Source organism: Brooklawnia propionicigenes (genome assembly GCF_030297015.1).
Classification (GTDB): Bacteria; Actinomycetota; Actinomycetes; order Propionibacteriales; family Propionibacteriaceae; genus Brooklawnia; species Brooklawnia propionicigenes.
This window is the reverse complement of the sequence record NZ_AP028056.1, coordinates 3,114,843-3,133,498: the sequence shown is the minus strand read 5'-3', so window position 1 is coordinate 3,133,498 and position 18,656 is coordinate 3,114,843. Positions and strand designations below refer to the sequence as shown.

Below are 18,656 nucleotides of genomic sequence, written 5' to 3'. Positions count from 1 at the left end.
CAAGATGTACCCATGAGTGAAAGTGCAGGGCCGGCTCGTTTCGGTCGCGTCGATTCCGATGGCACCGTCTACGTCGTGACTTCGACGGGTGAACGAAGAGTGGGCCAAGTTCCAGATGCCGATCCAGCCGAGGCACTGGCGTTCTTCGTCCGCCGCTTCGAGGCCCTCGAAACCGAGGTGAACCTGCTGTCCAAGCGCATCGAATCGGGCACCGTGTCACCCGAGGAGGCGCGCAAAGCGGTCAATGCCCTCAGCACATCGATTGCGGAGGCCAACGCGGTAGGCGACCTCGACGGCCTGATCGTGACCCTCCAGGGCCTGGCACCCCAGCTCGCCGCAGCTCAGGAGGCCCGCAAGGCTCAGCGTGCCCAGCAGAACGAAGAGACCCGCGCTGCCAAAGAGGCGATGGTCGAACAGGCCGAGAAGCTTGCCGCCGGCAACGACTGGCGCGGTGGTGTCAACAGGTTCCGTGCCCTGCTCGATGAGTGGAAGGCGCTGCCGCGCATCGATCGGGCGACCGACGACGAACTGTGGCATCGTTTCAGCAGCGCCCGCACCACCTACACCCGCCGGCGCAAGGCGCAGTTCGCCAGTGAGAACGAACGCCGCGACGGCGCCCGCAAGGCGAAAGAGGCCATCATCGCCCGGGCGCGCGAGATCGCCGGGTCCACCGACTGGTCCGACACCGCGGCCGAGTTCCGCCAGCTGATGAATCAGTGGAAGGCGGCCGGCGGCGCCGCGCGCGAGATCGACGACGCGCTGTGGGCGGAGTTCCGGGGACTGCAGGATCAGTTCTTCGAGGCCCGCTCGGCCGCATTCAGCGCCGAGGACGACGAGTTCCGCGAGAACCTCACGGCCAAGCAGTCGCTGCTCGATGAGGCCGAGGCGACGATTGTCCCGGTCACCGATGTCAAAACCGCTCGCGACCAGTTCCGTGATTTCCTCGCCCGCTACAACGAGCACGGCAAGGTGCCGCGCGACGCCATCCGGCCGCTGGAGAACCGCGTCCGGGCGCTGGAGCACGCGATCAAGGCTGCCGAGGACGACGAATGGCGCCGCACCGACCCAGAAGCCCGCAAGCGCGCCAGCGACACGGTCGAGATGTTCACCACGCAGATCGAGAAGCTCGCCAAGCAGGCCGACGATGCGGAGGCCCGCGGTGATCTCAAGAAGGCACAGAAGACCCGCGAGTCGATCAAGACCTACACCGAGTGGCTGAATCAGGCCACCAAGGCTCTGGACGAGTTCTCCGGCAACGGAGCCTAACCCGCATACCAATGCCAGCGGCGCGTCCCCGGTTCCGGCCGGTGGCGCGCCGTTTGCTGTTCGTCAGCCGCCCTGGCTGACCCGGTAGACGTCGTATACCCCGGAGATCCGGCGCATCTGGTTGATGACGTGATCGAGATACTGCGGGTCGCTGCATTCGAAGGTCAATCGCACCTTGGCCAACCGATCTTTCGTCGTGCTGACCAGGGCAGAGGTAATCGAGATGCCCTGATCGCTGAGAGCCTTGGTGAGCTCGGAGAGCAGTCCGGTGCGATCCAACGCCTCCACCTGGATCGCGACCAGGTATCCCACCCCGCCGGTGGCGGCCCATTCGACCTGGACGATGCGCTCCGGCTGGGAGAGCAGGTTCGCGGCATTGGTGCAGTCGCGTCGGTGCACCGAGACACCGTTCTCACGAGTGACGAACCCCATGATGGCGTCCCCGGGCAACGGTGTGCAGCACTTGGCCAGCTTCACCCACATGTCCGGTAGTCCCTCGACCACCACGCCGGCATCGTTCTTTCCCGTGGATCGCCGCCTCGGAGCAGCGATCCGCATGTCTTCGGAGCCTTCGTCGACGGTCGCCTCCAGGCCACCTGCGGTCTCCACCAGACGCTGCACCACGCCTTGAGCGCCGACATTTCCTTCACCGATAGCCGCATACAGGGCGTCCACATTCGCCAGTCGATAGCTATCGGCGACCGCAGTCAGGTGCTCGACGGTCAGCATCCGCTGGATCGGCAGCCCCGACTTGCGCAGTTGACGAGCCAGCTGGTCTTTGCCGCTCTCGATGGCTTCCTCGCGGCGCTCCCGGGTGAAGTGCTGCTTGATCTTCGAGATCGCCCGTGGGCTGGTGACGAAGCTCAGCCAGTCGCGGCTGGGACCGGCATCCTCTGCCCGCGACACCAGGATCTCGCAGATGTCACCATTGCTCAGCTTGCTGCTCAGCGGCACCAGGCGTCCGTTCACCCGGGCGCCGATACATCGGTCGCCGACCTCGGAGTGAATCGCGTAGGCCAGGTCGACCGGTGTGGCGTCCTTCGGCAGTGCGATGACATCGCCCTTGGGGGTGAAGACGTAGACCTCGGTGGTGTTGAGTTCGAAACGCAGCGATTCGAGGAACTCCCCCGGATCGTCGGTCTCCCGCTGCCACTCGTTGATCTGCTGCACCCAGTTCAGCTGGGAGGCGTCCGGGTCGGGATCGCTGCCGTTGTTCTTGCCGCCCTTGCCGTTGGCTTCTTCCTTGTACTTCCAGTGCGCAGCGACACCGTACTCGGCCCGCCGGTGCATCTCGTGGGTGCGGATTTGGAACTCCACCGGATGGTTGCCAGGGCCCAGCACCGTGGTGTGAAGCGACTGGTACATGTTGTACTTCGGCATCGCGATGTAATCCTTGAACCGCCCGGGCAGCGGATTCCACCGGGTGTGCAGCACGCCGAGCGCGCCGTAACAGTCGCGGGTGGTGTCGACCAGCACCCGCAGCCCGACCAGATCGTAGATGTCGGCGAAGTCGCGGCCCCGCACCACCATCTTCTGGTAGATCGAGTAGTAGTGCTTGGGACGCCCATAGACCGTCGCCTTGATGCCGGCCTCGGCCAAGTCCTTCTGGGCCTGATCGATCACCTCACGCAGCTGCCGCTCGCGTTGCGGCGCCGCCTCGGCAACCATCCGGACGATCTCGTCGTAGACCTTCGGCTGCAAGGTGGCGAACGAGAGGTCCTCCAGCTCCCACTTGATCGCGTTCATACCCAGCCGGTGAGCCAGCGGCGCGAAGATCTCCAGGGTATCCCGGGCGATGCGTTGCTGCTTGTCGGGACGCAGATAGCTGAGGGTACGCATGTTGTGCAGGCGGTCGGCCAGCTTGATCACGAGCACCCGCACATCGCGTGCGGTCGCGACCACGAGCTTGCGGATCGTCTCTGCCTTGGCCGACTCGCCGTAGGTGAGCTTGTCGAGTTTGGTGACCCCGTCGACCAGGCGGGCGATCTCGTCGCCGAAGTCGGCGCGCAGCTGATCGAGGGTGTAGCTGGTGTCCTCCACCGTGTCGTGCAGCAGCGCAGCGCACAACGTGGACTCGGTCATGCCCAGTTCGGCGAGAATCGTGGCCACCGCCAGCGGATGGGTGATGTAGGGCTCACCGCTCTTACGGATCTGGCCGCGATGGTAGTGCTCCGCGGTGTGGTAGGCCCTCTCCAATTGCTCGAGATCGGTCTTGGGGTGATTGGCCTTCACCACCGAGAACAGCGGATCCAGCACCGCCGACTGGGGTGGACGATTGGCCGCCCCGAACCACGCCAGCCGCTGCCGCATTCGCAGTCGGGGCTGTTCGGGGCCACTGGAGACGCGCTCCAAGGTGGTCGAGCGGGGGGAGCCGGGGGTTCCCTGGCCGCTGCCGTAGGGCCCGTAGACGCTGCCTTCCGACATCGCTCCCCCTCCCGCTAAAACGATTTACGCCGAGTGTATTACGTTGGGTGAACGCCGGGCCACGACCGATTAGTCCTCGATGCCGATCATCGCGAAAAGATCTTGCACTCCGTCGGCGATCAGCGAGTCGCGGCCCGGCTGTCCGACCAGCTCCAGCACCACCTGGATCTGCGCGACCGTGGCACCCAACTGCTCCACCAGGCGTTTGGACGCCTGCAGCGTCCCGCCGGTGGCGAGCAGATCGTCGACCAGCAGCACATTGTCGTCCGGGTGCAGTGCATCGGTGTGGATGGCCAGCATGGTGGAGCCGTACTCGAGGTCGTAGCTCTGCTCCACCACTGCACCGGGCAGCTTGCCCGGCTTGCGGATCGGGACGAAGCCCAGTCCCAGCCGCAGCGCAAGCGGGGTGCCGAAGATGAAGCCACGCGACTCCACCCCGCAGACCACGCTGGCGTTCGCCGGGGCATGCTCGGCCATCACGTCGATGACATCACCGAAGGCATCGACGTCGCCCAGCAGCGGTGTGATGTCGCGGAACCTGATGCCCGGCTTCGGGAAGTCCAGCACCGTGCGGATCAGGTTCGCCGCCCGGGTCACCCGGTGATCATCACTCATCGTCATTTCTTTCTTGCCGAACGGGACTGTTTGGACGGCTGGACCCGCGGCTTGGGTTCTGCCGGGGCTTGATCGTCCGCTGGGGTCGCCGGCTGCTGCTCAACGGAAGCGGCGTCGTCGGTGGTGGCGAACTCCAGCACACCTTCGGCGGGCAGGACTGCCAGCGGTCCACCGGCAGCGCTCAGCTGCTCGTCGGAGGCGGCCACCGAGGCGACGACCTTGGTCTTGCGGCGCTGAGCCTTCTCGAGCGCCGCACGATGCTTGATCATCGCCGGCTCCCGTTCGCGCAGCTGGGCCAGCAGCGGCGCGGCCAGGAAGATCGAGGAGTAGGCGCCCGAGATCATGCCGATCAGCATCGCCAGGCCGAGATCGGCCAGCGGACCTTCACCGCCCAGTACCACCAGACCGGCGATCAGGATCGCCAGCACCGGCAGCACGGCGATGATGGTGGTGTTGATCGACCGGACGAGCACCTGATTGACGGCCGCATTGGCGGCCTGGGTGTAGCTGCGCGGCTGATTCTTCAGATCGCGGGTCTGCTCACGCACCATGTCGAAAACGACCACCGTGTCATACAGCGAGTAGCCCAGAATCGTCAGCACCGCGATCACCGTCGCCGGAGTCACGGTGAACCCGGCCAACGCATACAGCCCGACCGTCACCACCAGGTCGTGCAGCAGCGCTATCAGAGCCGAGGCCGACATCTTCCATTCCCGGAAGTACAGCCAGATCAGCACGCCGACCAGCACCAGGAAGACGACCAGCGCGACCAGTGCCTGCTGGGTGATCTGTTTGCCCCACGACGGTCCGATCAGCGAGTAGGCGACGTCGTCGGAGGCCACACCGGCCTGCTCGGCGATCGCCTCGCGTACCGTGACCACCTCGTCGTTCTCCAGGCTGCGGGTCTGGATACGCACGGTGGAGTCACCGACGGTGTTGACCTGCGTGTCGAGATCGGCCACCCCTGTCGCGGAGACCGCCTGCCCGAAATCGTCGACCGTCGACTCGGTGACCTGGACGGGCGCCTGGAAGACCGAGCCACCGACGAAGTCGATACCCAGGTTCAAGCCGCGCACCGAGACCGCCAGCACCGAGATCAGCAGCAGCACGGCGCTGATGGTGTACCAGCGCCGGCGATGTGCCATGAAGTCGAACTGGAAGTCGCCGGTGTACAGCCGGTGGGCGAAGGTCGTCTTCGGGGCGGACGGAGCGAGCTTGGTGTCACTCATGGCTGGCCTCCTCGGCTTTCTTGCTCGTGCCGGGCTTGCGGGCAGCAGACGCGTCGGGCTTGGTGCGTTTGCGGGCGGTGCCACGCCGTCCCAGCAGGGAGGCCCGGCTGACGCCCAGGTGCTGGGGATCCAGACCGGAGTTCTTGTGGCCCTCGCCGAAGAACGTCGTCCGGCCCAGCAAGGTCATCAGCGGATGAGTGAAGAAGATCACCAGCAGCAGATCGATCGCGGTCGTGACGCCCAGGGTGAAGGCGAAGCCCTTGACGCTGCCGATGGCCAGGAAGTACAGCACCACGGCGGCCAGCAGCTGCACGCCGTCGGCCATCAAGATGGTGCCTCGGGCCTTGTGCCAGCCCGACTGGATCGAGTGGTGCAGGCTGTGACCGTCGCGGATCTCGTCTCGTATTCGTTCGAAGTAGACGACGAACGAGTCGGCGGTCACACCGATCGCCACGATGGCGCCGGCGATGCCGGGCAGGTTCAGCGCGAAGCCGACCGCCGATCCGAGCAGTACCATCACCGCATACGTGACCGCGGCCGCCGCCAGCAACGAACCCGCCACCACGATCGTCAGGCCGCGGTAGTAGAGGAGGCTGTAGGCGATGACCAGGGCCAGGCCGACGATGCCGGCGATGATGCCGGCGGTCATCTGGTTGCCGCCCAGCACCGGGGACACCGTGTCGACCGAGCTGGTCTCCAGGTCGACCGGCAGCGAGCCGTAGCGCAGCGTGGTGGCCAGCGCCTTGGCGGTGCTCTCGGTGATGCCCGTGCCGGAGATGCTGGCCTTGCCGCCGGTGATCCGTTCGCTCACGCTGGGCGCCGAGATCACCTCGCGGTCGAGCACGATCGCGAACTGATTCTGGGGCTGCGATTTCTGCGCCAGGGCCTCGGTGGCATCGGCGAAGATCGCGGAGCCCTCGTCGTCAAAGGTCAGCGAGACGATCCAGGCGACCTCGCCCTGCGGGATGCCGGCGGTCGCATCAGTGACATGTTCACCGCTGAGGATGACCGGTCCGAGGAAGTACTTGTAGCTGCCGGTCTGGTCGCAGGCGATCAGGGGCTGATCGACGACGTCGGGGAACTCGTCGCCGCACTGGAAGGCGGCGAAGTCCTCGGCGTCCTGCTGAGTCGGGGTGTAGCCCAGCTGCTGGTCCAGGGTCAGCTCCTGGTCGCCCGGAGCGGTCGGACGCGGGGTCGCCGGGGCCGGCGGCTCGGTCGGCAGATTCGGGACCGGGCGTCGCTCGGCCGTGCTGGCCGGTGCGGACGTCGGCTCGGCACTGGCTTCGGCGGGGGTCTGCTCACCGGCAGTCGGCGACGATGTTGCCTCCGCGCTCGCCTCTCCCGAGGGTGTCGCCTCGCTCGTCGGTTCGGCAGTGGAGGTGTCGGTCTGCGGGACCTGCTGTACCCCGATGACCGGACGGAATGCCAGCTTGGCGGTGGTACCGACCAGCTCGACGAGTTCGTCGCTGCTCACATTCGGAACGGCAACCTCGATCTTGTCGTTGCCCTGAATCGTCACCGACGACTCGCCGACACCGAGGGAATCGACGCGGTTCTGGATGATGTTGCGCGCGGTCTCCAGGTTCTCCCGGGGCACGGTGCTGCCATCACTGGTGCGGGCAGTCAGCGTGATCGTCGTGCCACCGCGCAGGTCCAGACCCAGCCGCGGGGTCCACGTTCCGGTCAACGCCATCAGGGCGAACAGCATTGCGACGACGATCGCGAAACCGATCAGCGTGCGTTCAGGCCTGAATGTACTTGTGGATTGTGAAGATGATGCCACTGAGGCGCGCTCCTGTCAGCGTTCCTGCGGACGCTCGCCGGCGTCGTCGGTGGCGCTGACCTCGTTCGAACCGGGCTGGTAAATGGCGTTGTCGCCGGGCTGGTAGATGGTATCCGACGGCTGTTCGGCGGGCTCGGTCTGCGCGGCGTCGGCGGGGGCGTCCTCGCCGGTGGTCAGCTCACCCTCAACTGGGGTGGCCGGCGCCTGCTCCAGGCTGTCGGCCACGAAGCTGTCGACCGGGGCCGCGGCGATCTGATCCTCGGCGTATTCGAACTCTTCCTCGTCCGGGTTGGCTGTGCGCACGACAGTCTGCTTGAGCACGGTCACCTCTACACCGGGAGCCAGTTCGATGACCAACTGCTGTTCGCCTCGGGCCCGGATGGTGCCGAAGATGCCGGAGTTGAGCAGTACCCGGGAGCCGGGCTCCAGCGAATCGAGCATCTTGCGCTGTTGCTCCGCCCGCTTCTTCTGCGGAACGACCATCATGAAGTACATCAGGCCGATAAATACGGCCATGATGAGCAGGATTTCCATGTAAGACAACCTCACTTAGTCGGCAACCAGGCAGTTGCCTGGACGTGCAAGAGTGCGCACGCACAGGCACGCAACGTAGCGATCTTACCGAGTCGTGCTGTGATCACCACATCCGACCATGCCGCATTCTGCTGTGCACCGCGGGTGCGGGCCATCAGCTGAACAGATCCGGCTGACCACCGGCCGGTTCCTGGGTGGGGGGAACCATTCCCAGGTGAGCCCAGCCCGCCGGGGTGGCAATGCGTCCGCGCGGGGTCCGCATCATGAAGCCGAGCCGCACCAGGAACGGTTCGGCGACCTCCTCGATCGTCTCGGTCTCCTCGGCGACGCTGATGGCAAGGGTCGACAGGCCCACCGGGCCGCCGCCGAATCTGCGGCAGATCGCGTCCAGGACCGCGCGGTCGAGCCGGTCCAGTCCGAGCGGGTCCACCTCGTAGAGTTCCAGCGCGTCGCGGGCCAGTTCCGCGGTGACCACGCCCGCATTGTGCACCTGCGCATAGTCGCGAACCCGGCGCAACAGGCGGTTGGCGATGCGTGGCGTGCCACGGGAACGGCGGGCGATCTCCGCGGCGGACTCGGCATCCAAGGTGATCCCCAGCTTGCCGGCCGAGCGGCGGGCGATCCGTTCCAGATCGACGGAATCGTAGTAGTCGAGTTGGGCGGTGAATCCGAAGCGATCCCGCAGGGGCCCGGGCAGCAGCCCTGCCCTGGTCGTCGCCCCCACCAGCGTGAACGGGGGGATCTCGATCGGGATGGCGGTCGCGCCGGGGCCCTTGCCGACGACGACGTCGACCCGGAAGTCCTCCATCGCCAGGTAGAGCAGTTCTTCGGCGGGCCGGCTCATCCGATGGATTTCGTCCAGGAAGAGTACTTCGCCCTCGGTAAGCCCCGACAAGATGGCGGCCAGATCACCGGCGTGCTGGATGGCCGGTCCCGAGGTGATGTGCAGCGGCACCCCCATCTCGTTGGCGATGATCATCGCCAGGGTGGTCTTGCCCAGCCCGGGCGGGCCCGACAGGAGTACATGATCGGGAGTACTCCCCCGGTGTCGGGCGGCCTGCAGCACCAGGCTGAGCTGGTCGACGACACGCGGTTGACCCTCGAAATCGTCCAACGCCGAGGGACGCAGTGCGCTCTCGCTGGCGATCTCGTCGGGCGCCGGCCAAGGGTCAACCGGGGAATGGGTCACAGTGCGGGGCTCCTCAGGCTCGGGCCAGCGTTTGCAGTGCTGCCTTCATCAGCCTACCCAGCGAGATCTGCGGATTGTCGGCCACCAGCGGAGCGATCTTCTCCACGGCGGCATCGGCATCCTTCGACGACCAGCCGAGACCCTGCAGACCGGAGGAGACCTGCTCGCGCCACAACTCCGAACTGATCTGTTCGCCGGATTGGGCAGCAGTGTCGAGATCGGCGGCCAACGCCCCGACCCGGTCGCGCAGTTCGACGATGATCTTCTCGGCACCCTTGCGGCCGATGCCGGGGACCCTGATCAAGGTCGTCACCCGGTCGTTCTGGATGGCGGTCACCACCTCGGCCGGGCTGAGCACCGAGATCACCGCGAGCGCGAGTTTGGGACCCACCCCGGACGCCAGCTGCAGCAACTCGAAAGCCGCGCGCTCGTGCGTGTCGGCGAATCCGAACAGGGTCAATGCATCCTCGCGGACGATCAGCGTGGTCGCCAAGGTGCACTCGGTGCCCAACCGCAGACCGGCCGCGGTCGCCGGTGTGCAGGACACCTTGAATCCGACGCCACCGACGTCGACCACCGCCCAGTTCGGGCCGAGGGCCACGGTGGTTCCGCGGAGCTGGGAAATCATCGTCTTCCTCTTCTGGCCGCGTGTTCCTGCACGGCGGCCGCATAGCGATTGACCGAGCCACCTCGCCACAGTTGGCACAACGCCAAGGCGACCGCGTCGGCGGCATCGGCGGGCTTCGGGGCCTCGTCCAGCTTCAGGATCCGGACGACCATCGCCGCGACCTGGGCCTTGTCGGCGCTCCCGGAACCGGTGATCGCGGCTTTCACCTCGGTCGGGGTGTGCAGCGCGACCGGTATCCCGTGTCGTGCCGCGATCAGCATCGCGATTCCGGCGGCTTGAGCGGTGCCGGTGACCGTGATGACATTGTGCTGGGCGAAGACACGTTCGACGGCGACGGTGTCGGGCCGGTTCGCCACGATCCAGGCTTCCAGGCCTTCTTCGATGGCGAGCAGCCGGTGAGCATGATCCATCGCCGGTGAGGTGCGCACGACACCGGCATCGATCAGCTGGGGGGCGCGTACCGACACGGCCTCGATGATGCCGACTCCGCATCTGGTCAGACCCGGATCAATTCCGAGAATCCGCATGCCACCACCCATCGAATTGCGAACACACGTTCGGATTCTAGGGAAAAAAGACAGTGCCCGGCTCAGGCGCGCCGGGCACTGTCATCGGACACTGGTGAGAAGCTCAGTCCTCGCTGTCCAGCGCGGCCTCGACCTCAGGCGTGAGGTCGGCGTTGGTGAACACGGTCTGTACGTCGTCGAGGTCTTCCAGGGCGTCGACGATGCGGAACAGCTTCTGCGCATCATCGACCGAATCCACCACCTGGTCGAAGCTGGCCACGAACTGGACTTCGGCCGAGTCGTAGTCGATGCCGGCAGCCTGCACGGCCTTGCGCACCGCAACCAGATCGTTCGGGTCGCTGATCAATTCGAAGGCATCGCCTTCATCGCTGATGTCCTCGGCGTTGGCCTCGATCGTGGCCTCCAGCAGCTCGTCCTCGGTGATGGTGCGGGTCTGCGACTTGCGGGAGTCGGTGTCCACCTGCTGCTCCTTCGCCACGGTCACCACGCCCTTGCGGGTGAACAGCCGCTGCACCGACCCGCCGTCGGCGATGGTGCCGCCGTTACGGGTGACGGCCACGCGAACATCCGAGATCGAACGGTTGCGATTGTCGGTCAGGCACTCGATGAGGATCGCGACTCCCGCCGGGCCGTAGGCCTCGTACATGATCGACTCGTAGTTGACCGCGTCCGCACCCTCACCGGCGCCGCGCTTGACGGCGCGGTCGATGTTGTCATTGGGCACCGAGTTCTTCTTGGCCTTCTGAACCGCGTCGTAAAGGGTCGGGTTGCCGGCGAGATCTCCACCGCCGATCCGGGCCGCAACCTCGATGTTCTTGATGAGCTTGGCAAACAGCTTGCCACGCTTGGCATCAATAGCAGCCTTCTTGTGCTTCGTGGTTGCCCACTTCGAATGGCCTGACATATCGGACTATCCCCCTACGTACAGCGACGAACCTTCCCTAGCTTACTCAGTCCTCGAAGGTGGCTCCAAAGAGGACCACTCGGTCTTCGAGGCGGTAGCCCATCCCGGCAAACAACGATTCGGTCTCCGGCAGGTTGTCCGTGTCGATGCCGATACCGGCCAGTGTGCAGCCATGGTCGGCAAAGGTGTGCATGGACGCGGCCAGCAGCGCGCGTGCCAAGCCCTGCCGCTGGTAGTCGGGGATCACGCCGATCCTCTCGGTCCAGCCCTCCCGCCACCCGCTCTGGCGCTCGATGATCTCGCAGTTCACGGCGTAGCCCACCACCCCGGCGCCCGGATCATCGGTGCACACCGCGATCCATGACCAGTCCGGACGTGAGTCGGGACGCTCCAGCGACGCCTCCCAGGCCGCCTGCGGCACGTCGTGCGCGCCGTGCCTGGTGCCGAAGGCGATGTTGTGAGCCGTGCGCACCTTCTCGGACCAGGCTCGCTCGAAGGTCCGCAGTTCGATACCGGGCGGCGGCACCACCAGCGGCAGCGGCTCATCGGTGAGACTGCGGTGGGCATCGAAGAACCAGCGTTGCGGCTTGAGAAGGCCGTTCTCCTCCAGATCGGTGGACACCCGCGATCCCTCGTCGGTCGCACAGCCCACCCACAGCGGGCCGAGTTCGGGCCTGCTCTCGCGCAGGTGCAGGTACCAGGCTCGCGCCCTGTCGATCAGCCAGCCGACGAGCTTGTAGCCGATCTTGTGATGCCGCCAGGCCGGATGCACTCCGATCTCCATCCAGGCGTGCGGCAACGGATCGTCCGGGGGGGTGATGTGGTTCCAGCCGTAGGCGACGATCGTGCCACCGCGATCGCGTCCGACCACCGCATGGTTGGTCGGGTACGCCCATGGACGATCGAAGTCGTCGGTCAGCCCGCTCAGTTCACGATGCTGGGTCGGATCGTCGAAGTACTCGATGGCAGCGCACAGTTCGGCCACCTCGCCCAGATCCTCACGCCTGAGGAACGCCCACTCGAGACTTCCTTCGACGATGGCTTGTTCCCAGGAGAGTTGTTGCTCGCGCATCGTCGGCCGCCGCTCAGCTCATCACGGGATCGCGCACCACGGCCAAGGCCTCGGTCAGCGTGAAGTTGCCCACGTACAGCGCCGTGCCGATGATCGCGCCCTCGACACCGATCGGGACCAGGCCCGAGAGCATCTTCAGGTCATGCAGCGACGAGATGCCACCACTGGCGACGACCCTACCGGCGGTGCGGGCACAGACTGCCCCGAGCAGTTCGAGGTTGGGACCGGTGAGCATGCCGTCGCTGGCCACATCGGTCACCACGAAACGTTCGCAGCCGGCCTTCGTCATGCGCTGCACGGTCTCGAAGACATCACCGCCACTGGTCGTCCAGCCGCGCGCGGCGAGCTGGTTTCCCCGCACATCCAGACCGATCGCGATGCGGTCACCGTGTTCGGCGATGATCTTCTCGCACCATTGCGGGTTCTCCAGCGCCGCCGTGCCCACGTTGACGCGGCGGGCACCGGTGCCCAGCGCACGCTCGAGGGAAGCATCGTCGCGGATACCACCGGACAGTTCGACATTGATGTCCAGGGCACCGACGACATCGGCGAGTTGCTCGGCATTGGAGCCGCGACCGAAGGCCGCATCGATATCGACCAGGTGCAGCCATTCAGCTCCCTGCGACTGCCAGCGCAATGCGGCCTCCAGCGGATCGCCGAAGACACGTTCGGTGCCGGCGGCGCCCTGAACGAGCTGGACCGCCTTGCCGTCGTGCACATCGACCGCCGGTAGCAGCACCAACCGTTGTGGATCTGCCGAGGTGGAAGTGTTCGTCATAGACACGTTTAACGACCTTAACTCAATAGCCAATGGCGTAATAGCTGCGCCCCAGCCGCGCCGGACTTCTCCGGGTGGAACTGGGTGCTGGTCACGCTGCCCCACTGGACGGCAGCAATGAACCTATCTTCTTCGTGTTCGCACCAGGTGATGCGGGCATCCGCAGGTACCGAGGCCACCCCACCAGCGTCGGTGGCATGGACTCCGTACGAGTGGACGAAATAGAACCTGCGATCGCCGAGACCTTCGAAGACTCCCGCCTGTGCAGGCGTCTCCACCGTATTCCAGCCCATGTGCGGCAGCCGGCGTGCGGTGAGCCGTTCCACGGTGCCGGGAAAGATGCCGATGCCGTCGGCGTGTTCCCCGCGTTCGACACCGTGCGCGAACAGTACCTGGTGCCCGACACAGATGCCGAGCAGCTTACGGCCGGAGTCGACCCAGTCGCGAACCAGATCGTCACCGCCGATGCTGCGCAACCCGGACATGCAGGCCGCGAAAGCACCCACACCCGGCACCACCAGCGCATCTGCGCCGGCGAACTCGTCGGCCCGGCTACCCAGCCGCACCTGGGCGCCGGCGGCCTCCAGGGCTCGGCAGGCCGAATGCAGGTTTCCCGAACCGTAGTCGAGCACGCCGATCCTGGGCTCGGTCACAGCGCGCCCTTCGTGCTCGGCACCCCCGTCACCCGCGGATCGGGCTCGACGGCGAAACGCAACGCCCGGGCCAAGGACTTGAACTCGGCCTCCACGATGTGGTGCGGCTCGCGTCCGGCCAGCAGGGTCAGATGGACGCAGATGCCCGCGTTGAAGGCGAGCGACTCGATCACATGCTGAGTCATCGAACCGGCGTACAGCGGCTCGGTGCCGCCGATGCGCGCATAGATCTGGCCCTCGGGTTCGCCGCTGACGACCACGTAGGGACGCCCGGCGACATCGACCACGCAACGGGCCAGGGCCTCGTCCAGGGGTACGGTCGCGTCGGCGAAGCGGCGGATGCCGCGCTTGTCACCGAGGGCGGACTTGAGGGCCTGACCGATGGCGATCGCGGTGTCCTCGATGGAGTGATGCCCGTCGATGTAGATGTCGCCGGTGGTCTTGATCTCCATGTCGATCAGTGAATGCCGTGACAAGGCGGTCAGCATGTGGTCGTAGAAGCCGACCCCCGTGCTGATCACCGACTCGCCGGTGCCGTCCAGGTTGAGTTTGACCTCGACATCGGACTCGCTGGTGACGCGATGCACTGCGGCGACGCGTGCTTCAGTGGTCATTTCGTTGTCTCCTCGTCTGGGCTGATCATCTTCTGGTGATGCAGGATTTCGCTGAGTGCGGTGCGGAAGGCGGCCATCTCCTCGGGCGTCCCGGCCGAGACCCGCAGGAATCCGTCCGGGCCGGTCTCGCGGATCAGCACGCCTCGATCGAGCAGCTGCTGCCAGACCGCGTGACGGTCGGCGAATCGTCCGAACAGACAGAAGTTCGCCTGGCTGGGCACCACCTGAAGACCTAGCCTACGCAGCCACTGCTGGCTCTTCTGGCACTCGTCGCGCAACACGTCGACCTGGCCGAGCATCTCGGCGGTATTGGCCAGCGCCACCCGGGCGAGCGCCTGAGTCTGGGCCGACAGGTGATAGGGCAGCCGGACGATACGGCAGGCATCCACCACGGCCGGGGCCGCGGCAAGATAGCCCACCCGGCCGCCTGCCAGCGCGAACGCCTTGCTCATTGTGCGGCTCACCACCAGCTTGCCGAATCGGGGCAGCAGAGCCAGCGCGGAATCCTCGGGGACCTCGGTGAACTCCTGGTACGCCTCGTCGACGATCACGATCGCGTCGGTCGCGGCGCAGATCTCACCGATGACGCTGACCGGGGTCTGGGTTCCCGTTGGATTGTTGGGTGTGCAGATCATCACGATGTCGGGCCGGTGCTCCCGGATCGCGCCGAGCACCAGCTCGGCGTCCAGGGTGAAGTCGTGGCGCCGGGGCACGGTGACGTAGTTGGTGTGCGTATTGCGCGCGTACTCGGGATACATCGAATAGGTCGGGGTGAAGGCCAGCAGTGTGCGTCCGGGCCCGCCGAAGGCCTGGAGCAGATGGGTCATCACCTCGTTGGAGCCGTTGGCCACCCAGATGTTGTCGGAGGTCAGCCCGAAGCCGAGGTAGGACGCCAGGTCGCGGCGCAGCCCCAGCGCCTCCCGGTCCGGGTAGCGGTTGATCGTCTTGGTCAGCTCGCGCACCGCCTCGCCCATCTGGGCACGCACCTTGGCGCTGGGCGGGAACGGGTTCTCGTTGACGTTCAGCATCACCGGGACGTCGAGTTGCGGAGCGCCGTAGGGCTCCTCTCCCACCAACTCGGGGCGCAGCGGCAGATCGGCCAGGCGGATCTGGTTGCCGTTACCTAGGGTCATCGTTCCTCCTCCACGCGCAGCTGGATCGCCGCGGCGTGTCCGGGCAGCCGCTCGGCGTGCGCGAAGTCCACGATGCCGTCTGCTATTGCCGCCAAGCCCTCTCGCGAGTACTCGATGATGTGCATCGACTTCATGAAGCTGCGCACCGTCAGGCCGGACGAATAGCGCGCTGCGCTGCCGGTGGGCAGCACGTGTGTGGAGCCTGCGCTGTAGTCTCCCAACGGTACCGGCGCGTAGTCACCGACGAAGACGGCACCCGCGTTGCGTATCCGGCGGGCGACCGTGGACGCGTCGGCGGTCTGGATCTCGAGATGCTCGGCGGCGTAGGCGTTCGCGACGTCGACGGCCTGGTCGATGCCGCTGACCAGCACGATCGCGGACTGTGGGCCACCCAGCGCCTTGCGCAGCCGGTCGGCGGTGTCGAGACGGGCCACCTGGCTGTCGATCTCGCGCTGCACCCGGTCGGCAAGGTCGCGGCTGTCGGTGATCAGCACCGAACCCGCCATCGGATCGTGTTCGGCCTGGCTGATCAGGTCGGCGGCCACGAAACGCGCATCGGCGGTCTCATCGGCGATCACGGCGATCTCGGTGGGACCGGCCTCGGCGTCGATACCGACCACGCCGCGCAGCAGGCGCTTGGCGGCGACCACGTAGATATTGCCCGGCCCGGTCACCAGATCGACCCGCGGGCACAGTCCGGCAACACCGTAGGCGAACATCGCGATGGCCTGACTGCCTCCGACCGCGTACACCTCGTCCACCCCGAGCAAGGCGCAGGTGGCCAGGATAACCGGGTGCGGCAGCCCACCGAACTCCGCCTGCGGCGGCGTCGCGACCGCCAGCGACTCGACGCCGGCGACCTGGGCGGGCACCACGTTCATGACCACGCTGGAGGCCAGCGGGGCCAGCCCACCGGGCACGTACAGCCCCACTCGCTGCACGGGGACCATGACATTGCCGACCACCGCGCCCGGCGCCAGCTCGACGTTGCGATAGTGCGGCTCGGTCTCGGTCTGCTCACAGACCGTGCGGCGGCGTTCGATGGATACCTCGATCGCCGCGCGGACCGCCGGATCGATCTGGTCGAGGGCGTCGCGCAGGGCCTGTGCCGGGACTCGCAGGCTTACCGGAACCACATGATCGAACTGCTCGCTGAAGCGCAGCAACGCGTCCTGGCCCTGATCGCGCACGGCCTCGCAGACCGGACGCACCACGTCGACCGCATGACCGACGTCGAATTGTCCGCGCGGCAGCACGGACGAGTAGTCGTCGAGGCTCAGTTCGGTCAGGTCGATCATGGAAAGCACGCCTCGATTCTAGTGGGGTCACGCGAACAGACGCGCACCGCCATGGCCGGTGTGCTGAGACACCGCGGCGCAGTGCATGCGCTAGGTGATGTGATGGCTGTCGTGATTGTGCAGTTCATCGGGGTCGGAACCGTCGTCAATGTCGTCGCCGTGCTGATCGGCTCGGGGATCGGCATGCTGCTGGGTGACCGGTTCAACGAGCGCACCCGTTCGACCGTGACCGATGTCTTGGGACTGCTGACCCTGGTGATCGCAGGCACCTCGATCGTGCCCTTGGCAGCCGAGCCCCTGCGTTCGGCGGTGGGCAGCGCGGGGTTGGTGGTGATCATGGTGTCGATGCTCATCGGGACGCTCATCGGGTCGGCGCTCAAACTCGAGGACCGGGTCACCCAACTGGGTGCGTGGCTGCGCCGCTCGCTGGTCCGCGGCGACCGCGGCGCGGACGAGGAGAACGCGCAGCTGCGGTTCATCGACGGATTCGTGACCGCCTCGCTGGTCTTCTGCATCGGGCCGATGGCGATCCTCGGATCGCTGAACGATGGGCTCGGCCGGGGCGCCGAACAGCTGTACCTCAAGTCGGTGCTCGACCTGTTCGCCGCGATGGCATTCGCCGCCTCGTTCGGTGCCGGCGTGGCGGCCTCGATTCTCGTGGTCGCGATCCTGCAGGGCGGGCTCACCCTGGTCGGCTGGGCGCTGGGCGATGTGCTGCCGACCGCCCAGATCGACGCACTCACGGTGGCTGGGGGTGTGATCCTGGGCGGGCTGGCGTTGCGGTTGCTGTCGATCAAGCAGATCCGGATCGCCGATATGCTACCGGGGATCGTGATTGCCCCGATCGCGGTAGGACTGGTACAGCAGGTGATCTGAGATGAGCAAACGCAAGACAGCAGGTGCAGCGACCCCCGCGACGGCCGTGCTGAAGCGGGCGAAGGTCGCGCATATCGTCCACGAGTACGACCATGACCCGAGCAATCACCACTTCGGCGAGGAAACCGTCGAAGCGATGGGTGTCGATCCGCGGCGCACCTTCAAGACGCTGGTCGCGGAACTGACCGGCGGCCCGGAGCCGACCGTGTGTGCGGTGGTACCGGTCAGCGGCCAGCTCGATCTGAAGGCGCTGGCTCAGGCGGCCGGGGCGAAGAAGGCGGTGATGGCCGACCCGGCGGACGCCGAACGCATCACCGGATATGTCGTCGGCGGTATCTCCCCGCTCGGGCAGAAACGTCAGCTGCCGGTCTACATCGACTCGTCGGCACTGGAGTTCGAGACCATGCTGGTCTCGGGTGGCCGCCGGGGATTCTCAGTTGAGCTTGCCGCTCGTGACCTGGCCGGTGTGCTCCACGCCACCTTCGCCGATATCGGACGCGCCCGGCCGTAGCGGCGACGACAAGGATGCCGGAATCTCCCAGTCCTTGTCGTCCTCACGGCTGAGATTCGCGTAGAGCATCACCGGGATGATCGCGCCCAGCGCCCAGACCAGCAACGCAGAGCCAGTGTGCAGCTGGAAATCGATGGGCACCTGGTCACCGGGGTTGGCAGACGCGACCCGCTCGGCGAAGTTGCTCGGCCCCTGCAGGACGCCGACCAGCCAGCACACTCCGCCTGCCAGCAACCCGCCGAGCGTAGCGGCCAGTGCCACCGGCCAGCCTGTCTTGCGGAAGAACAGCCAGGCCACCAGGCCGAGAGCAAGACCCACGAGCAGACCGATGATGACGAAGATCGCGTCGATCGAGAAGATCTGGCTGACGGCCCGTTCGGTCATCTGCACCGATCCGTCATCGCTGGTGAGGTAGGTGGGCACCTTGACGATCGCGTGCCAGACCCAGCCGCCGATCACGCCCGCGACGATCGCGAGGCCGGTATAGAGCAGCACTCGCGTGGCCAGCGGCCGGACGGCTATCCGCAGGCGCGCCAGCCGGTTCTGTCCGGACGCCTCGCCCGGGCTGCCCGAGAGTGGTGCCTGCTCGGACAGTACGGTCTGGGCCGCCGCATTGGTCATC

The 18,656-nt window shown here is 66.3% G+C and carries 19 protein-coding genes; 3 read left to right on the top strand and 16 right to left on the bottom strand.

Annotated features, from left to right (window positions below):
- Positions 1-12 precede the first annotated feature (12 nt).
- Entirely contained in the window at positions 13-1,266 is a 1,254-nt protein-coding gene (locus QUE25_RS14370; protein ID WP_286266195.1) for a DUF349 domain-containing protein, read from the top strand.
- Between the two features lie 63 nt (positions 1,267-1,329).
- Here QUE25_RS14370 and QUE25_RS14365 read toward each other — a convergent pair whose 3' ends face one another.
- The 15 genes from QUE25_RS14365 to hisD form a co-directional block, all read right to left on the bottom strand.
- Complete coding sequence (locus QUE25_RS14365) at positions 1,330-3,690, bottom strand: RelA/SpoT family protein (protein ID WP_286266193.1); 2,361 nt, start codon at positions 3,688-3,690, stop codon at positions 1,330-1,332.
- A 69-nt stretch (positions 3,691-3,759) separates the two neighbouring features.
- Entirely contained in the window at positions 3,760-4,305 is a 546-nt protein-coding gene (locus QUE25_RS14360) for an adenine phosphoribosyltransferase (RefSeq protein ID WP_286266191.1), read from the bottom strand.
- Between the two features lie 2 nt (positions 4,306-4,307).
- Entirely contained in the window at positions 4,308-5,534 is a 1,227-nt protein-coding gene (gene secF / locus QUE25_RS14355; RefSeq protein WP_286266189.1) for a protein translocase subunit SecF, read from the bottom strand.
- On the bottom strand, positions 5,527-7,266 hold the full coding sequence (gene secD / locus QUE25_RS14350; RefSeq protein WP_286268592.1) for a protein translocase subunit SecD: 1,740 nt from the start codon (positions 7,264-7,266) through the stop codon (positions 5,527-5,529). The genes secF and secD overlap by 8 nt, the downstream gene beginning before the upstream one ends.
- A gap of 66 nt (positions 7,267-7,332) precedes the next feature.
- Positions 7,333-7,851, bottom strand: coding sequence for a preprotein translocase subunit YajC (gene yajC, locus QUE25_RS14345; RefSeq protein ID WP_286266188.1), 519 nt, complete (start codon positions 7,849-7,851; stop codon positions 7,333-7,335).
- Between the two features lie 154 nt (positions 7,852-8,005).
- A complete protein-coding gene (ruvB, locus tag QUE25_RS14340; protein ID WP_286266186.1) occupies positions 8,006-9,040 on the bottom strand; it encodes a Holliday junction branch migration DNA helicase RuvB in 1,035 nt (344 codons plus the stop codon).
- Between the two features lie 13 nt (positions 9,041-9,053).
- Positions 9,054-9,668: a Holliday junction branch migration protein RuvA gene (gene ruvA / locus QUE25_RS14335; RefSeq protein WP_286266182.1), complete on the bottom strand. Its 615-nt coding sequence runs from the start codon at positions 9,666-9,668 to the stop codon at positions 9,054-9,056.
- Entirely contained in the window at positions 9,665-10,195 is a 531-nt protein-coding gene (ruvC, locus tag QUE25_RS14330; protein ID WP_286266179.1) for a crossover junction endodeoxyribonuclease RuvC, read from the bottom strand. Before ruvC ends, ruvA begins: the two co-directional genes overlap by 4 nt.
- A 103-nt stretch (positions 10,196-10,298) precedes the next feature.
- The gene (locus tag QUE25_RS14325) at positions 10,299-11,099 is read right to left on the bottom strand and encodes a YebC/PmpR family DNA-binding transcriptional regulator (protein WP_286266178.1); all 801 of its coding nucleotides are present in this window, start codon (positions 11,097-11,099) and stop codon (positions 10,299-10,301) included.
- 46 nt (positions 11,100-11,145) lie between these two features.
- Positions 11,146-12,171, bottom strand: coding sequence for a GNAT family N-acetyltransferase (locus QUE25_RS14320; RefSeq protein ID WP_286266176.1), 1,026 nt, complete (start codon positions 12,169-12,171; stop codon positions 11,146-11,148).
- A gap of 13 nt (positions 12,172-12,184) precedes the next feature.
- Positions 12,185-12,949, bottom strand: coding sequence for a bifunctional 1-(5-phosphoribosyl)-5-((5-phosphoribosylamino)methylideneamino)imidazole-4-carboxamide isomerase/phosphoribosylanthranilate isomerase PriA (gene priA / locus QUE25_RS14315; RefSeq protein ID WP_286266174.1), 765 nt, complete (start codon positions 12,947-12,949; stop codon positions 12,185-12,187).
- Positions 12,950-12,966: 17 nt separating this feature from the next.
- Complete coding sequence (gene hisH / locus QUE25_RS14310) at positions 12,967-13,602, bottom strand: imidazole glycerol phosphate synthase subunit HisH (RefSeq protein ID WP_286266172.1); 636 nt, start codon at positions 13,600-13,602, stop codon at positions 12,967-12,969.
- Positions 13,599-14,216, bottom strand: a complete 618-nt coding sequence (gene hisB / locus QUE25_RS14305) for an imidazoleglycerol-phosphate dehydratase HisB (protein ID WP_286266170.1) — start codon at positions 14,214-14,216, stop codon at positions 13,599-13,601. The genes hisH and hisB overlap by 4 nt, the downstream gene beginning before the upstream one ends.
- On the bottom strand, positions 14,213-15,349 hold the full coding sequence (locus QUE25_RS14300) for a histidinol-phosphate transaminase (RefSeq protein ID WP_286266168.1): 1,137 nt from the start codon (positions 15,347-15,349) through the stop codon (positions 14,213-14,215). The genes hisB and QUE25_RS14300 overlap by 4 nt, the downstream gene beginning before the upstream one ends.
- On the bottom strand, positions 15,346-16,656 hold the full coding sequence (gene hisD, locus QUE25_RS14295) for a histidinol dehydrogenase (protein ID WP_286266166.1): 1,311 nt from the start codon (positions 16,654-16,656) through the stop codon (positions 15,346-15,348). The genes QUE25_RS14300 and hisD overlap by 4 nt, the downstream gene beginning before the upstream one ends.
- Before the next feature lie 93 nt (positions 16,657-16,749).
- On the opposite strand from hisD, the gene QUE25_RS14290 reads away from it, so the two are divergent.
- Together QUE25_RS14290 and ybaK are read left to right on the top strand one after the other, a co-directional pair.
- Positions 16,750-17,523: a DUF554 domain-containing protein gene (locus QUE25_RS14290; protein WP_286266164.1), complete on the top strand. Its 774-nt coding sequence runs from the start codon at positions 16,750-16,752 to the stop codon at positions 17,521-17,523.
- A gap of 1 nt (position 17,524) precedes the next feature.
- A complete protein-coding gene (ybaK, locus tag QUE25_RS14285; protein ID WP_286266162.1) occupies positions 17,525-18,034 on the top strand; it encodes a Cys-tRNA(Pro) deacylase in 510 nt (169 codons plus the stop codon).
- Here the strand turns inward: ybaK and QUE25_RS14280 are convergent.
- Positions 17,957-18,655, bottom strand: coding sequence for a hypothetical protein (locus QUE25_RS14280; protein WP_286266160.1), 699 nt, complete (start codon positions 18,653-18,655; stop codon positions 17,957-17,959). The genes ybaK and QUE25_RS14280 overlap by 78 nt on opposite strands.
- Between the last annotated feature and the right edge of the window lies 1 nt (position 18,656).

Coding starts and splice junctions, on each gene's coding strand:
- QUE25_RS14300 (WP_286266168.1), bottom strand. CDS start 15,349: ATGACCCTAGGTAACGGCAACCAGATCCGCCTGGCCGATCTGCCGCTG.
- QUE25_RS14320 (WP_286266176.1), bottom strand. CDS start 12,171: ATGCGCGAGCAACAACTCTCCTGGGAACAAGCCATCGTCGAAGGAAGT.
- QUE25_RS14360 (WP_286266191.1), bottom strand. CDS start 4,305: ATGAGTGATGATCACCGGGTGACCCGGGCGGCGAACCTGATCCGCACG.
- QUE25_RS14370 (WP_286266195.1), top strand. CDS start 13: ATGAGTGAAAGTGCAGGGCCGGCTCGTTTCGGTCGCGTCGATTCCGAT.
- QUE25_RS14290 (WP_286266164.1), top strand. CDS start 16,750: ATGGCTGTCGTGATTGTGCAGTTCATCGGGGTCGGAACCGTCGTCAAT.
- ruvA (WP_286266182.1), bottom strand. CDS start 9,668: ATGATTTCCCAGCTCCGCGGAACCACCGTGGCCCTCGGCCCGAACTGG.
- QUE25_RS14325 (WP_286266178.1), bottom strand. CDS start 11,099: ATGTCAGGCCATTCGAAGTGGGCAACCACGAAGCACAAGAAGGCTGCT.
- secF (WP_286266189.1), bottom strand. CDS start 5,534: ATGAGTGACACCAAGCTCGCTCCGTCCGCCCCGAAGACGACCTTCGCC.
- ybaK (WP_286266162.1), top strand. CDS start 17,525: ATGAGCAAACGCAAGACAGCAGGTGCAGCGACCCCCGCGACGGCCGTG.
- QUE25_RS14365 (WP_286266193.1), bottom strand. CDS start 3,690: ATGTCGGAAGGCAGCGTCTACGGGCCCTACGGCAGCGGCCAGGGAACC.
- yajC (WP_286266188.1), bottom strand. CDS start 7,851: ATGGAAATCCTGCTCATCATGGCCGTATTTATCGGCCTGATGTACTTC.
- ruvC (WP_286266179.1), bottom strand. CDS start 10,195: ATGCGGATTCTCGGAATTGATCCGGGTCTGACCAGATGCGGAGTCGGC.
- hisB (WP_286266170.1), bottom strand. CDS start 14,216: ATGACCACTGAAGCACGCGTCGCCGCAGTGCATCGCGTCACCAGCGAG.
- QUE25_RS14280 (WP_286266160.1), bottom strand. CDS start 18,655: ATGACCAATGCGGCGGCCCAGACCGTACTGTCCGAGCAGGCACCACTC.
- priA (WP_286266174.1), bottom strand. CDS start 12,949: ATGACGAACACTTCCACCTCGGCAGATCCACAACGGTTGGTGCTGCTA.